The organism is Ewingella americana ATCC 33852, from assembly GCF_000735345.1.
Classification (GTDB): Bacteria; Pseudomonadota; Gammaproteobacteria; order Enterobacterales; family Enterobacteriaceae; genus Ewingella; species Ewingella americana.
The window spans coordinates 107390-122586 of record NZ_JMPJ01000051.1 but is presented as its reverse complement, the minus strand read 5'-3'; the positions used below and the strand labels follow the sequence as shown (position 1 = coordinate 122586).

General features: G+C 55.2%; 14 protein-coding genes. 9 read left to right on the top strand and 5 right to left on the bottom strand.

Translation table 11 applies throughout. The annotated features are described in order from the left end of the window. The first annotated feature begins 394 nt into the window (after positions 1 to 394). The 4 genes from GEAM_RS09195 to GEAM_RS09180 all read left to right on the top strand — a co-directional run bounded on the left by GEAM_RS09195 (position 395) and on the right by GEAM_RS09180 (position 4426). Positions 395 to 1876: a peptide MFS transporter gene (locus GEAM_RS09195; protein WP_034790782.1), complete on the top strand. Its 1482-nt coding sequence runs from the start codon at positions 395 to 397 to the stop codon at positions 1874 to 1876. Positions 1877 to 2009: 133 nt separating this feature from the next. Continuing rightward, complete coding sequence (ghrA, locus tag GEAM_RS09190) at positions 2010 to 2951, top strand: glyoxylate/hydroxypyruvate reductase GhrA (protein WP_034790796.1); 942 nt, start codon at positions 2010 to 2012, stop codon at positions 2949 to 2951. Between the two features lie 92 nt (positions 2952 to 3043). Further along, positions 3044 to 3784 carry a phosphatase gene (locus tag GEAM_RS09185; protein ID WP_034790780.1) on the top strand — a complete coding sequence of 247 codons (741 nt, stop codon included), beginning with the start codon at positions 3044 to 3046 and terminating at the stop codon, positions 3782 to 3784. A gap of 57 nt (positions 3785 to 3841) precedes the next feature. After that, a complete protein-coding gene (locus GEAM_RS09180; protein WP_034790778.1) occupies positions 3842 to 4426 on the top strand; it encodes a TorD/DmsD family molecular chaperone in 585 nt (194 codons plus the stop codon). Between the two features lie 94 nt (positions 4427 to 4520). On the opposite strand, the gene GEAM_RS09175 is transcribed toward GEAM_RS09180, so the two are convergent. The 3 genes from GEAM_RS09175 to mdtH all read right to left on the bottom strand — a co-directional run bounded on the left by GEAM_RS09175 (position 4521) and on the right by mdtH (position 7263). Continuing rightward, entirely contained in the window at positions 4521 to 5084 is a 564-nt protein-coding gene (locus tag GEAM_RS09175) for a lipoprotein (RefSeq protein ID WP_034790776.1), read from the bottom strand. A 186-nt stretch (positions 5085 to 5270) separates the two neighbouring features. Continuing rightward, on the bottom strand, positions 5271 to 5918 hold the full coding sequence (gene grxB / locus GEAM_RS09170; protein ID WP_034790774.1) for a glutaredoxin 2: 648 nt from the start codon (positions 5916 to 5918) through the stop codon (positions 5271 to 5273). 139 nt (positions 5919 to 6057) lie between these two features. Next, the gene (gene mdtH, locus GEAM_RS09165; protein WP_034790772.1) at positions 6058 to 7263 is read right to left on the bottom strand and encodes a multidrug efflux MFS transporter MdtH; all 1206 of its coding nucleotides are present in this window, start codon (positions 7261 to 7263) and stop codon (positions 6058 to 6060) included. Between the two features lie 235 nt (positions 7264 to 7498). Between mdtH and rimJ the strand changes: the two genes are divergently transcribed. The 4 genes from rimJ (at position 7499) to murJ (ending at position 11378) form a co-directional block, all read left to right on the top strand. Beyond that, complete coding sequence (gene rimJ, locus GEAM_RS09160; protein ID WP_034790769.1) at positions 7499 to 8083, top strand: ribosomal protein S5-alanine N-acetyltransferase; 585 nt, start codon at positions 7499 to 7501, stop codon at positions 8081 to 8083. A gap of 9 nt (positions 8084 to 8092) precedes the next feature. Beyond that, on the top strand, positions 8093 to 8749 hold the full coding sequence (locus GEAM_RS09155; RefSeq protein ID WP_034790767.1) for a DUF480 domain-containing protein: 657 nt from the start codon (positions 8093 to 8095) through the stop codon (positions 8747 to 8749). Positions 8750 to 8759: 10 nt separating this feature from the next. Further along, entirely contained in the window at positions 8760 to 9689 is a 930-nt protein-coding gene (locus GEAM_RS09150) for a Gfo/Idh/MocA family protein (protein ID WP_034790765.1), read from the top strand. A 153-nt stretch (positions 9690 to 9842) separates the two neighbouring features. Then, the gene (gene murJ / locus GEAM_RS09145; protein ID WP_034790764.1) at positions 9843 to 11378 is read left to right on the top strand and encodes a murein biosynthesis integral membrane protein MurJ; all 1536 of its coding nucleotides are present in this window, start codon (positions 9843 to 9845) and stop codon (positions 11376 to 11378) included. 84 nt (positions 11379 to 11462) lie between these two features. Here the strand turns inward: murJ and argS are convergent, their stop codons facing one another. Then, the gene (gene argS / locus GEAM_RS09140; RefSeq protein WP_034790794.1) at positions 11463 to 13193 is read right to left on the bottom strand and encodes an arginine--tRNA ligase; all 1731 of its coding nucleotides are present in this window, start codon (positions 13191 to 13193) and stop codon (positions 11463 to 11465) included. 251 nt (positions 13194 to 13444) lie between these two features. Between argS and GEAM_RS09135 the strand changes: the two genes are divergently transcribed. Continuing rightward, a complete protein-coding gene (locus GEAM_RS09135; protein ID WP_034790762.1) occupies positions 13445 to 14008 on the top strand; it encodes a VOC family protein in 564 nt (187 codons plus the stop codon). Positions 14009 to 14011: 3 nt separating this feature from the next. Here GEAM_RS09135 and GEAM_RS09130 read toward each other — a convergent pair whose 3' ends face one another. Beyond that, positions 14012 to 15160 carry a MalY/PatB family protein gene (locus GEAM_RS09130; RefSeq protein WP_034790760.1) on the bottom strand — a complete coding sequence of 383 codons (1149 nt, stop codon included), beginning with the start codon at positions 15158 to 15160 and terminating at the stop codon, positions 14012 to 14014. Between the last annotated feature and the right edge of the window lie 37 nt (positions 15161 to 15197).

Here is a 15197-nt window from a genome sequence, read left to right as displayed (position 1 = left end):
CAACGCCGTAGCGCTGCTGACCGGCGCTAATGTAGGGAAAAGCGCCCTCAGCGTCAACACTCTTTTGCAGGAAAGAGATCGTTTACTCAAAGTTAGAGCAATTTGCTGATTTACAGAGCAAAAATGGCGTTACGAAGCAGCAAGACGCCTGACTATTAATCTTGCTTATGATCTCAGGTGGGTTATTAGCGATGCTTGGAAAAAGAACAATTATCAGGCAAACGATTTTAAGACGAACTAAATAACAAAATTATGTTGGGAAAAAACGCGGTGACGGGAGTATAACAACGCCCCTATTCGGTTATTGCCATATAAAAACCAGCAGTATGAGGGTTCTGGCAGATCTAACTTCTATCAGTACATTCAGTACATTTTTTGTAAGACGGGGTCAAATTTGAGTCAGTTAGAAAACGCGGCGTCGCCGCAGCAGCCTCACCGGTCAAAGATACCGGCGGGCTCGGGGGCTTTATTCTTCATCCAGACCTTTGCCACGCTTGGCTTTGCCGTGCTGTATTCCACGCTGGTGCTGTACGCCACAAAACGCCTTGGCTTTAGCGAAGGCAACGCCAACGCCATCATGGGCGTGTTCGGCGCATTCAACTATGGTTTGCACATGTTTGGTGGCTACCTCGGCGGCCGCTACCTGAGTAACCGTAACCTGTTCGTGTTGGGCATGGTGCTGCAAGTCTTCGGCTGCGGCCTGATTGCCATGGAAGGGGTAGAAGGGCTGTACTGGGGACTGGCGATGTTCCTGACCGGCAGCGGGCTGAACGTCACCTGCCTGAACATGATGTTGACTCAGCGCTTTGCGCCAGAAGATGACCGCCGCGAGTCCGCGTTCCTGTGGAACTACGCCGGGATGAACCTCGGTTTCTTCATCGGTTTCGCCGTCGCGGGTTACTACCAGCTGACTGAAAGCTATAAGTCGCTGTTCCTGTTCGCTACCTTGGGCAACGTGCTGGCTATCATCGTCACCCTCTATTACTGGCGCATTCTGGCCGACATCAGCACGCCGCTGCGCGAAGTGAGCCGCAGCGTGTTTATGCGCCGCATGGTGATTGGCTTGGCCGTACTGGTAGTCTTGGTACCGATTATCCGCGTGTTGCTGACTCATGCCGAGTTCAGCAGCTACTTCGTGGTGGTGCTGGGCATTATCATCTTTGCCGCTATGGCCTTGCTGACTTTCCGTCATCGCGAACATGATGAACGCCGCCGCATGAAGGCTTACCTGATTCTGGCCCTCGGCTCGCTGGTGTTCTGGACCCTCTATCAGTTGGCGCCAATGGGCCTGATGCTGTTCTCCGAGAACAACATCAACCTGAATGTTTATGGCTTCCAAGTGGCACCTCAGTGGATCCAAGACATTAATACCGTGGTGATTGTGGTCGGCGGCCCGTTGATGGCGCTGTGGTTCAAAAAGCTGCGCCAGCGCGGCTGGAACCTCGACATTCCGCTGCAATTCTCCGCTTCTCTGTTCTGTATCGGTCTGGGCATGCTGGTTCTGCCTTGGGGTATCAGTCTGGCGGGCGGCGACGGTCTGGTGGCCTTTAAATGGATTGTTATCAGCTACATCCTGCAAAGCATCGGTGAGCTGCTAATCTCGCCAATCGGCTACGCCATGATTGGTAAACTGGCTCCGGCGCGCTATCAGGGCGTGATGATGGGCTGCTGGATGATGGTCACCGGCGTTGCCTCGGTGCTGGCAAGCTACGTCTCTGGTCTGATGCCAGAAAACACCGGCAGCACGGCGGCGCTGACCAATCCGGGTTACAGTTCAGTGTTTAGCGCATTGGGTTGGGGCTCAGTGGCCACTGGTGTGGTGCTGATTGTACTGATCCCACTGTTGCGCCGCCTGATCCAACGCGTTCCGGTGTAATTTGCAGTCATAATTCATCAAATCAATAGATGCCCAACAGGCTCCGATTATCGGGGCCTGTTCTTTTTTGTGTCTATGGGTTGCATCCTGATGATATTCGGGGAAATCTATCAGGGCTTAGGAGGCAACCATGATGAATATAATTTTTTACCACCCTACATTTGACTCGAAACAATGGATTGACGGAATAAGTAAAAGATTGCCACAGGCCAAGGTTCGCACCTGGACGCGTGGCGACGACCAACCCGCAGATTATGCTCTGGTCTGGCAACCCCCTCATGAAATGCTGGCCCCGCGCACGCAGCTCAAAGGCATCTTTGCCCTCGGTGCCGGTGTGGATGCCATAATGATGCAAGAGCAGCGCAATCCGGGCACGTTGCCTGCGGGCGTGCCATTGATGCGTTTGGAAGATACCGGCATGTCGCTGCAAATGCAGGAGTACACGCTGGCCGCCGTGCTGCGTTATTTCCGCCGAATGGACGAATACCAGCTATTCCAGCAGCAGAAGCAGTGGCGTCCGTTGGCTCCCCACGAGCATCAGAGCTTCACCATCGGCATTCTGGGGGCGGGCGTGTTAGGCCAAAGCGTGGCTGAGAAGCTGGTGGAGTTGAACTTCCACGTGCGCAGCTGGAGCCGTAGCCCAAAAAACATCGCCGGGGTGCAGAGCTTCGCGGGAGATGAGCAGCTGGATGAGTTCGCCAGCGGCTGTAAACTGCTGATCAACCTGCTGCCGAACACGCCGCAGACCGCCGGTATCTTGAACAAAAACCTGTTTGCCAAGTTACGTCCGCAGGCATATTTGATTAATATTGCTCGCGGAATGCATCTGGTGGAAGGTGACCTGCTGCGCGCCCTCGACGCGGGCCTAATTGCCGCCGCCACCCTCGACGTATTTGTTGAGGAACCTTTGCCGGGCATGCACCCATTTTGGTCACATCCGCGTGTTAGCATCACGCCTCACATCGCCGCCAACACCTTACCCGAGCAGGCGATGGACAATATTGTTGCCAATATTTTGGCGCTTGAAGAAGGGCGAACGCCGACCGGGCTGGTGGATTTGCAGCGCGGATACTGATTGCCGTCACGCACCAGACTCAAATCTTCAGCCACCCGTTAGTCCATCATGGCGAACATCGCCGCCCTGATGGTTCATTGTGAGGAGTTAACATGCCGTATCCCGTTGATTTACACATGCATACCGTTGCCAGCACCCATGCCTACAGCACCTTGCATGACTATATTGATGAAGCCATAGAAAAGGGCATCAAGCTGTTTGCTATCACCGACCACGGCCCGGACATGGCCGATGCGCCGCACTACTGGCACTTTATGAATATGCAGGTGTGGCCGCGACTTGTGAATGGCGTCGGTATTCTGCGCGGCATTGAATCCAACATTAAGAATATTGACGGTGACATCGACTGCACCGGCCCAATGCTGACCGCCATTGACGTGATCATCGCCGGTTTCCACGAGCCGGTGATGCCGCCTTCTGACAAAGAGACCCACACGGCGGCGATGATTGCCGCCATGGCTGGTGGCGAAGTGCATATCATCAGCCATCCGGGCAACCCGCGCTATCCGGTAGACATCCCGGCGATTGCCGCCGCCGCCGCGAAATACAATGTGGCGCTGGAGCTGAATAACTCTTCCTTTACCCACTCGCGGGCAGGCAGTGAGCCAAACTGTCGCGCTATTGCGCAGGCGGTGAAAGAGGCGGGCGGCTGGCTGGCGCTGGGTTCAGACTCGCACATTGCCTACTCGCTGGGCGGCTTCGAGCAGTGCGAGCGAATTCTGCGTGAGGTGGATTTCCCAGAAGATCGTATCCTTAACGTTAGCCCGCGCCGTTTCCTCGATTTTCTCGAAAAGCGCGGTCGTCAGCCCATTGCTGAATTAAAGGATCTGTGACATTGTCACGCCCTTTGCTCGCTTTCACTTTTACCTTTGGCTTAACAGGTTGCCGCTATGAATGAATTTTCGATTGTTTGCCGCGTACTCGGCTCGTTGTTTAACCGCTCGCCGCAAGACCCGGTGCTGGCTCCGCTGTTTGATTTGATTCAAAAGGGCAAGCTGCAAGAGCACTGGCCGCTGGAGCAGGACGCCTTGCTGACCCGTCTGCGTGAAAGCGCGGACCCACAGGCGCTGGCCGCCGAGTACGACCATCTGTTCGTCGGTGAAAACCGCGCGGTGTCGCCTTATCGCAGCGACTACGTTGAAGGCGCGACTGAGCAGGACGTGCGTGCTTTCCTGCAACAGCGCGGCATGCCTTTGGGCGAGAATCCGGCAGACAGCTTCGGCTCCATGCTGCTGGCCGCGTCTTGGCTGGAAGACCAGTCCGCCGAGGACGAAGTGGGTGCGCAGACCGCGCTGTTTGACGACTATCTGTTCCCATGGTGCGGCAAGTTCTTGGGCAAAGTCGAAGCCCACGCGACCAGCGGCTTCTACCGCACGCTGTCGGAAATCAGCCGTGAAGCGCTGCAAGCCATGCGCGACGAACTGGAAGAGTTGGCGGCGTCCGACATCGAGAATGAAGACGACGACGAGCAGTGATCGGCCCGTAGTGGGTTGAAGTCTAAACGCTAAAAATGCAAAAGCCCGGCGAGTGTTGCCACTCAGCCGGGCTTTTTTATGGCATTAAATCTGTTTAATCAGTGAAAGGGATAACCAACTCGCCCGGTTTCACTTCAATGCCTTTGGCCAGTTTCTTGGCCATCGCTTCACCCTTGCTCTTATCGCCATTCAGCACATAGGCTGGCTTCTGGTCAAAGTAGGATTTCAGCGACTGGTTGAGGTAAGGCATCAAGCCTTTCATCACCGACTGCATCTTCTCTGGCTGGATGGTGTAATCCACCACTTCCATATCTTTCAGATAGATAGCACCCTGTGCTTTATCAAAGCTAGGCTGTGCTTTAAGGGTCAGCGTCATGTCAGCTTTTTGCGGGCCGAACAGCGAGGTGACATCCACGCTGGCGTTGCCCGTCAGCGTCACTTTGCCCGGCTCGGCGCGGCCAATTTGGCTGCTGAGATTGGTCAGGGTAATTTTTGCATCGACCAGTCCCGGAACGCCTAACTGTTTCTGGAAATCATTATGTTTTTGCAAATATTCATTCACTTGCTGCTCACTAAGCGTGTACTGCGTGAGCTGGTTACATCCGGCAAGCAGGCCGGCGAACAGCAGGGCAGCTGCCCCTAAAAATAGCTTTCTCATCTTATCCTCTGTGCGTAATACCGCGTGAACAGCCTAAAGCCATCGCAGCATGGGCTATTTACATGGCGATGCCTATCAGACAACGCTGATTAGCCTAAGTGCTTGGCGCACAGATTAAAAGTCCAAATCGTGCAGTAGAAGAGGCGGAGGAACAGCAGCCGGAAGAGGCTCCGGCTGCCAAGGCGACTAAATCGCCAGACTGGTAAACAGATTGACCTGTGTCTGTTTGGCCATATTGTCGCGATAAGCCTGCACGCGGGAAGGCAGCACCACGCCTTTGACAATCGACAGCGAACGCAGCAGCGGCCACAGGCTGAAGTCATCTTCCGACAGTTCGCCATTTACCGCGTTAGGCTCTTGGATCAGCTCATCCAGCGCGCGCAGGTCATGGCTGATTTTTTTCACCAGACCTTCAGAGTGCTGAAGGTGCTCTTTGAAGTCGCCAATCGACGCCTGCTTTTTCTCAGTGAAATACTTCTTAGCTTCTGGGGTGGCAAACTCCTCCAGCGGGGCCTGCACAAAGCGCGGCAAAAGCAGCTTGGAAGTGTATTCAGACACCTGACGCAGCCAGGCGGCAATCTTCGGGTTGGTCGCCCCGGTCAGCAGCGGCTTGCCGTCGCTCTTATCAATGAAGTGCACGATATCCATGCTCTCTGGCATAAAGCTGCCATCCTGTTTTTGCAGGATAGGCAGGACTTTCTTACCCACCATTGAAATCGGGGTCTTTTCATCGTCATTGGCTAATGCTTTGATTTCAATCGGTATGTTTTTCAGCCCGAAGATCATTCGGGCTTTAACACAGAAGGGGCAATGTTCGTAAATGTAGAGTTTCATAGTGCGGTACTCCTTTAATCCGTGGCGGGCCTACAAGGAACAGCAAAAAGGCCAGCCGTGTGTGACGCCATTAAGGAGTATGGGTAAAGAATAGAGGGAGATCAAACCGCTCTCGGGTGAGAGCGGCGTTTAATCACAGTCAGTTACCGCTGAGCATCGCCGGTTCAATGCGTCGCAGATTGAACTGCCAGTAGAGTCCGGTGAGGGTGATCAGGCCGACAATTGCCAGTAAGAACCAAGGTAACTGAGGCAGCTCGAGTGCGCGGCCGGTGTCATACATCCAGCCACCGCCGGTATAGCCAATCACGCCGCCGAGAGCCAAACCTAAACGGCTGAAGCCCATATAGCTGCCACGTGCGCGTGCGTCGGCCAGCGAAGCACCCAGCGTTTCGCGCGCTGGTTCTGCAATGATCGAGCCAATGTAGAAAAAGCCAATCAGCATCAGCAACGGGTTAATAGAAGTCACCATGCCGACCGGGAGCAGGCTGAAGGTCATGATCAGCAGGCCGAACATCAAACGCTGCTCGAGGCGAAAACGTTTTTCGCTCCAGCGCGCAATCGGGTACAGCAGGGTCAGCGACAGCACGGCCTCAATGGCGTACATCCATTTCACCGCCGACGGGCTGCCCGCAATGTCATTGACCGCAATCGGTAGCATTAACATTACCTGCACGGTCAGCATGTAATAGCCGGTCAGGGTCAGCACGTAGGCCACAAAGCGGCGGTCGCGCAGCACGCGCATCATGCCTTCACGCATTGGGGTACGCATGGTGGAAATCCGGTAGGCGGGCAGCAGCCAGGCGTTACAAATCGCCGCCAGCACAAACACCGCGGCCCCGGCCCAGCAGACGTAATGGAAGTCGTACTGCAACAGCCAACTGCCGATCAAGGCCCCAATAACGGCACCGGCGCTGTCTTGCATCATCAATAAAGAGTAAAAGCGACTACGCTCATGAGGACGGGTGAGTTTAATCACCAGCGCGGTGCGCGGTGGATCAAACAATGTGCCGCCGAGGCCGGATAAGATGCAGGAGCAGACCAAGATCCACGGTGCGTCGGCCATCGCCATGGTGGCGAAACCCGAGGCGCGCAGCAGCATGCCGGTGACAATCATCGGTTTGGCACCAAAGCGGTCGGCAATCGCGCCGCCAAAGATGCCTAGCCCCTGTTGGGTCAATTGGCGGACGCCCAGTGCTAACCCGACGGCCATCGCGGCCCAGCCAAGCTGGTCGACAAAGCGAATCGAAATCAGGGGGAATACTAAAAAGAAGCCTAGAATAACCAGTGCATTATCTAATAATAGGAAGTATTTACCCAAGCTCCGAGCTTGCGAGACCAATGACATGCTTCACCTGAAAGGTTATTGGCACCCGATCCGACAGGTGCTATGAGGGGGGAGGAACTAGGTTCAATTCTGAACCTCAAACGGGCAATTAGATAGGGTGCTATAGATAATATTTTTTTATCGTCAAGCCGCGCTCAGACTGGCAGAATTGACGTTTAATCGGCGGATTATTCATCCGGCTTATGGTTTCCTATCAATACTTCTTATCGACCCATGCGGACTGTGGAGGGAAGGGATGTTTGGCTATAAATCTGCCACACCAAGAGTGCGGCTTACCACTGACCGAATGGTATTGCGTTTAGTTCACGAGCGCGACGCGCACCGTATGGCTGATTACTATGTTGAGAACCGCGCGTTCCTCAAACCTTGGGAGCCGGTGCGTGATGAAAGCCACTGTTATCCTTCCGGCTGGCAGGCGCGTCTTGGGCTGATAACCGAGATGCAAAAGCAGGGAAATGCCTACTATTTCATCCTGTTAGACCCTGATGAAAACCACGTGCAGGGCGTGGCGAACTTTAGCAATGTGCTGCGCGGCTCATTCCACGCCTGTTTTCTCGGATACTCGTTGGGTGAGAAATGGCAGGGCCAAGGGCTGATGTTTGAAGCGCTGCAATCGCTGATCCGCTACATGCAGCGCCAGCAAAAGATGCACCGCATCATGGCTAACTACATGCCGCACAACCAGCGCAGCGGCGCGTTGCTGCATCGCCTCGGCTTTGAGCGAGAAGGTTATGCGAAAGATTATCTCTTGATCGACGGCAAATGGCAGGATCACATCCTCACTGCTTTGACCTATCAGGATTGGACCGCGTCACGTTAAGGAAGCAGCATGAAACATGAATTAAGTGCCAAAGAGGCCCGCGTGGTGGGCTGTTTGCTGGAAAAACAGCTGACGACGCCAGAACAATATCCCATGTCGCTCAACGGCCTGACCACCGCCTGTAATCAGAAAACCAACCGCGAGCCGGTGATGGAACTGAGCGAAAGCGACGTGCAGCAAACGCTGGATTTACTGCTGCGTAAGCACATCATCCGCACCCTCAGCGGCAGCCGCACCATGAAGTACGAGCACCGCTTCTGTAACTCCGAGTTCGGCAATTTGAAGTTCTCTCCGCAGGAAGTGGCCGTGGTCACCACTCTGCTGCTACGCGGCGCACAGACGCCGGGTGAGCTGCGTACCCGTACCAACCGCCTGCATGATTTCGCCGATGTCAGCGAAGTTGAGCAAACCCTGACTGCACTCAGCCAGCGCGAAGATGGCCCGTTCTGCGTGCGTCTGGCGCGTGAGCCGGGCAAACGTGAAAGCCGCTACATGCACCTGTTCAGCGGCGAAGTGAGTCACGTGGCATTGGCTAGTGAAGATGAGACTTTGAGTGCTTCAGTTGCCGACAGTTCAGCACTGGAAGAACGCGTTGCCGCGCTGGAAAGCGAAGTGGCGGAGTTAAAACAGCGCCTTGAACATTTACTCGAACGCTTGGCAGACTAGGAGTCGCGCGGTGACAAAATTACGTATTGGCGTGGTGGGGTTAGGTGGCATAGCGCAGAAAGCGTATCTGCCGATCCTCAGCCATGCAGAACAATGGACGCTAGTGGGCGGCTTCTCGCCGAATCAGCAAAAAGCGCAGGCGGTTTGCGACAGCTATCGCATGAACTGTTTTTCGCGGTTGGACGAACTGGCGGCGCAGAGTGACGCGGTATTTGTGCACAGCAGCACGGCTAGCCACTTCGAAGTGGTCAGCCAGCTGCTCAAGGTCGGGGTGCATGTCTACGTGGATAAGCCACTGGCGGCCGAGCTAGATCAGGCCGAGCAACTGATTGAACTGGCTGAGAAAAGCGGCAAAAGCCTGATGGTAGGGTTCAACCGCCGCTTTGCGCCGCGCTACCGCCAGCTGCATCAGCAGTTACAGCAGCAGCCCGCGGCCTCGCTGCGCATGGATAAACACCGTTCCGACAGCGTGGGGCACAATCTGCGCTTCACACTGCTGGATGATTACCTGCACGTGGTGGACACCGCGCTATGGCTGGCGGGCGGTGACGCCAAGTTGCTCAGCGGCCAGATCACGGCCAACGCCGAGCAGCAGATGATTTACGCCGAGCACCATTTCAATTGTAACGGCAGCATCGTCACCACCTCGATGCACCGCCGGGCGGGCAGTTCGCGTGAAACTGTGCAGGCGGTGACCGAGGGCGCGGTCTATCAGCTGGCGGATATGAAACAGTGGCAGGAAGAGAAGAACGACCTGCTGACTCAACTGCCGGTCGCCGGTTGGCAGACCACGCTGGCCCAGCGCGGGTTCGAAGGGGCAATTCACCACTTCATTGAAAGTATCGCCAATCATACCGCGCCGAACACCAGCGGCGAGCAGGGGATTTATGCCCAACGGCTGATTGAACAGATGTTAGAAGGTGACGTTGTCACTATTTAGTGACCGGCGGGTAATATTATATAACAACTGCCAGTAGCTATTGCGTTTCGGATGCGTAGACTATGGCGCACGTTAGAGCTCTGCCAGTTCTTGCCTCCCACGCCTGCTGCCGCAGGCGTGGCTGTTTAGCCGCTGGCAAATAAGAAAATTGATATGAATCTACTGAAATCTTTGGCCGCCGTCAGTTCGATGACGATGTTTTCCCGTGTATTAGGTTTTGCTCGCGACGCCATTGTCGCGCGGGTGTTTGGGGCAGGAATGGTGACGGATGCCTTCTTTGTGGCATTTAAACTTCCTAACTTATTGCGCCGTATCTTTGCCGAGGGCGCGTTTTCACAGGCTTTCGTGCCAATCCTTGCCGAGTATAAAACGCAGCAGGGTGAAGAAGCCACTCGCACTTTTATCGCCTATGTTTCTGGCCTGTTGACGCTGGTCTTGGCGGTGGTCACCGTGCTGGGGATGATTGCCGCGCCTTGGGTTATCTACGTCACCGCGCCGGGCTTTGTTGATTCTCCAGACAAATTTGCCTTAACCAGCGCGCTGCTGCGCATCACTTTCCCCTATATTCTGCTTATCTCGCTGGCGTCGTTGGTCGGGGCGATACTCAATACTTGGAACCGTTTTTCCATTCCGGCGTTTGCGCCCACCTTCCTTAACGTCAGCATGATTGGCTTCGCGCTGTTTGCCGCGCCTTACTTCCACCCACCGATTTTAGCGCTGGCGTGGGCGGTGGTGGCCGGGGGCCTGTTGCAACTGGGTTACCAACTGCCGCACTTGAAGAAAATCGGCATGCTGGTGTTGCCGCGCCTGAACCTGAAAGATGCCGGTGTCTGGCGCGTTATGCGCCAAATGGGACCCGCCATTCTCGGGGTTTCCGTCAGCCAAATCTCGCTGATCATCAACACCATTTTTGCCTCATTCTTGGTGTCTGGCTCAGTGTCGTGGATGTATTACGCTGACCGCCTGATGGAGTTTCCGTCCGGCGTGCTGGGCGTGGCGCTGGGGACTATCCTGCTGCCTTCGCTGGCTCGCAGCTTCTCCAGCGGCAACCATTTGCAGTACAACCGCCTGATGGACTGGGGCCTGCGCCTCTGCTTCTTGCTGACGCTGCCAAGCTCGGTGGCGCTGGGCATTCTGGCGAAACCTCTGACCGTGGCACTGTTCCAATATGGCAAATTCACCGCCTTCGATGCTTCTATGACCCAGCGCGCCCTGATTGCTTATTCCGTTGGCCTGATGGGTTTGATTGTGGTCAAGGTGCTGGCTCCGGGCTTCTATTCGCGTCAGGATATTAAGACACCGGTGAAGATTGCCATTATCACGCTGGCGATGACTCAGGTGATGAACTTGGCGTTTATCGGCCCGCTGAAGCACGCCGGTCTGTCGCTGTCGATTGGTCTGGCTGCCTGCCTCAACGCCGCGCTGCTCTACTGGCAGCTGCGCAAACAGGATATCTTCCAGCCACAGCCGGGTTGGCGCATCTTCCTGATCAAACTGTTTGTGGCGGTACTGGCAATGTCTGCCGCGCTGCTTGGCATGATGTACGTGATGCCCGCGTGGGACGTTGGCGGCATGGCTTATCGACTGGCGCGCCTGATGGCAGTGGTCGTGGTCGGGGTGATTGCCTACTTCGGCGTGCTGGGGCTGTTGGGCTTCCGCGTCAAAGAGTTCGCCCGCCGTCTGGATTGATTTTCTAGCCCGCCAATAATCAAGCAATAACAAAAAGGCCAGCATCAGATGCTGGCCTTTTTTATGGCGTTGAAAACGCGAGAATTACATGCGTTCTACGGTTTCAATACCCAAGGTATCCAGACCGGTTTTCAGCGTTCTTTGGGTCAGCAGAGCCAGTTTCAGGCGGCTTTGACGGCTGGTTTCGTCGGCAGCGTTAAGGATTGGGCAGTGCTCGTAGAAGCTAGAGAATAGGCCAGCCACGTCGTACAGGTAAGCACACATGGTGTGCGGCGTGCCTTCGCGCGCCACGGTGGTCAGCACTTCTTCGAATTGCAGCAGGCGAGTGGCCAGCAGGGCTTCGCGCTCTTCGCTGATAACAATCGGCTGAGTCAGGCTGTTAACGTCGATATCCGCACGCTTGAAGATAGACGCCACGCGGGTGTAGGCATACTGCATATAAGGCGCGGTATTGCCTTCGAAGGCCAGCATGTTGTCCCAGTCGAAGATGTAGTCGGTGGTGCGGCTTTTCGACAGGTCAGCGTATTTGATGGCGCCGATACCCACGGCGTTAACCAGATTTTCCAGTTCATCGCCGCCCAGCTCTGGGTTCTTCTCGGTGATCAGCTTGCGCGCGCGCTCAATAGCTTCATCCAGCAGTTCAGACAGCTTAATGGTGCCGCCAGCACGAGTTTTGAACGGCTTGCCGTCTTTGCCCAGCATCATGCCGAACATATGGTGCTCTAACGGCACTGACTCTGGCACATACCCAGCTTTACGCACGATGGTCCAAGCCTGCATCAGGTGCTGGTGCTGGCGGGAGTCGATGTAGTAAAGCACGCGGTCTGCGCCAAGGGTTTCGTAACGGTATTTCGCACAGGCGATATCCGTGGTGGTGTACAGGTAGCCGCCATCCTTCTTACGGATGATGACGCCCATAGGCTCACCTTCTTTGTTCTTATATTCGTCGAGATAAACCACCACAGCGCCTTCGCTATCCACCGCCAGACCTTTCTCTTGCAGGTCAGACACGATGCCCGGCAGCATGTCGTTGTACAGGCTTTCGCCCATGACGTCGTCGCGGGTCAGGGTGACATTCAGACGGTCATAGGTTATCTGGTTTTGTGCCATGGTGACATCAACCAGCTTGCGCCACATCTGGCGGCAATATTCGTCGCCACCTTGCAGCTTGACCACGTAGTTACGCGCACGAACGGCGAACTCTTCGTCTTCGTCATAGTTCTTTTTCGCCGCGCGATAGAACTCTTCGAGGTCGGAAAGCTTCATCTCACCGGCGTTTTCGTTCTGCACTTTTTCCAGATAGGCAATCAGCATGCCGAACTGGGTGCCCCAGTCGCCGACGTGGTTGGCGCGGATCACTTTGTGGCCGAGGAATTCGTTGGTACGCGCGGCGGCGTCGCCAATGATGGTGGAACGCACGTGACCAACGTGCATCTCTTTCGCCACGTTCGGCGCAGAGTAATCGATAACAATGGTTTGCGGCTCAACCGGGGAGATACCGAGTTTGGCATGTTGCAGCGCGTTGTCGGCGTTGGCGGCCACAAAGGCGCGGTCGAGGAAGATATTGATAAAGCCCGGACCGGCAATCTCAACTTTAGAAGCAATTCCGCTCAGGTCTAACAGCTCAACCACTTTCTCTGCCAGTTGTCGTGGGGCCATGCCCAGCTTTTTCGCCACGGACATCACGCCATTCGCCTGATAGTCACCAAATTGCGCTTTGGCAGACTGACGGACTTGCGCTTCGCTATCAGCAGGCGCGCCTGCCGCAGTCAACGCCTGACTGACTTTATCTGAAAGTAGAGCCTGTATATTCACCGAGTTACCTTTTGAATCAATACCCTTCATCCGTGCAGATGAATCTGGGTAGGAGTTTGATGGTTTGCTGTTCACCTAACGCAGATGAACCAAAAATGATGCGTGTTTATATCATATAAGCCCCGCTGCGTCAGTATTGGCGCACGTTTGCAGCACAGCAATCGCGCAGAATGCGGGACGTATCTGGCAACGGCATGAAACCCTGTGTAAATTAGCCGCCGACAGAGATTAACTTTAAGGAAATAGCTACCATGCTGAACATGAAAGATGTCGCCGACCTTGATGATTTAGTGGCCGACATGCCGCGTTTTGTTGCCGCGCTCAGCGCCTTTGCGGAGAAGTTACAGCTCGATTTGTCGGCTTATCATGCTGATCATATTTCATTGCGCTGCCACCAAAACACCACGGCGGAGCGCTGGCGAAAAGGCTTTGAACAGTGCGCGTCGCTGCTCAATGAAACTGAGATTAATGGCCGACCAATCTGCCTCTATTCCCTGAACCAGCCGCTGGAAGTCGGGCCGCTGAGCATTGATTTGATTGAACTGCCTTATCCGGGCGAGAAGCGCTACCCGCACGAAGGCTGGGAGCATATTGAAATTGTCTTGAGTGGCGGCGAAGAGGGTTTCTATGCCCGGGCGCTGGCTGAGCTGGCCGATGAAGCACTGACCGCACCGGGCATTAAACTGAAACAGAGTTCGCCAAAAGGGGAGCACGAGCGTTTGCCGAACCCGACGCTTGCTATCACTGATGGCACGGTGACCATCAAGTTTCATCCGCACAGCCTGCGGGATATCGTCGCCAGCGAAAGAGAGTAAGTTCTAGCCGTTTAAGGTTGCCAGCGCCTGCTCCATTCTCACCAGCGCCTTCTCCAGCAAAGCGCGCTGGCAGCCCAGATTAATGCGCACGAACTTAGGCGCGCCAAAAGCCAGCCCTGAAGTAAAGCCCACCCCAGCATCCACAAAGAAGCGATACGGATTATCCAGCGGCAGGGCGGAGGCATCAATCCAGCCAAGATAGGTGCCTTCAATCGGCAACATCCGCAGGCCCGGCATGGCGTTGATCCTTTGTGTCGCGAGCTGCTGATTGCCGCGCAGGTAAGCCAGCTGCTGCTCCAGCCACGCGTCGCCGTGCTGGTAAGCGGCAGTGGCGGCAACATAGGCTAAAATATTGACGTGCGGCACGATGCCCTCGGCGGTTTGCTCGAACTTTCTGCGCAGTTCGGCATTAGGGATAATCGCCATCGACGCGCCAAGACCGGCCAGATTGAAGGTTTTCGAGGGCGACATCAGCGTGATGCTGCGCTGCGCGGCATCCTCGCTCAACGACGCAAAGGGAATATGCTTCGCCTGCGGGTCGAGCAGCAGGTCGCAGTGAATTTCATCGCTACAGACCACTAAGTCATGCTGTTGGGCAAAGGCCAGTTGCTGCATCAACTCATCGCGGCGATAGACCGTGCCGCCGGGGTTGTAAGGGTTGCACAGCATCAGCAGCCGTTCGCCACCGTCCATTTTCAGCTCAGGAGAGCTAAAGTCAGCTACCCAGCGCTGGTCAACTTCTTTCACCGGAATGCTTTTATAGTGGCGGCCTTCCGACCCTGCGGCCTGAATAAAAGGCGGGTAGATAGGTGAAGGCAGCAGGCTGGTTTGATGGTGGTTCACTGTGGCACGCACCGCGACATTCAGGCCGCAAACCAGACCGGGCAGGGAAACAATCCATTCAGGTTTAATATTCCATTGATAACGCTTAGTGGCGCGCTCAATAAAGAGTTCGATCAATTCAGGGGGCGTAAATCCGTAGCCGAAAACGCCTTCGGCGACGCGCTGTTGCAGTTCAGCTACCACTTCAGGTGGCGAAGCGAAGTCAGTATCTGCGACCCACAGTGGAATGACGTCCTGATTTTTATATTTGTTCCACTTAACGCTATCGCTGTGACTACGGTCTACCCATTGATCAAAATTGAGTGTCATAGTTAGCCTTCCAAAGCAGGCAATTGGGCGGGAGTGC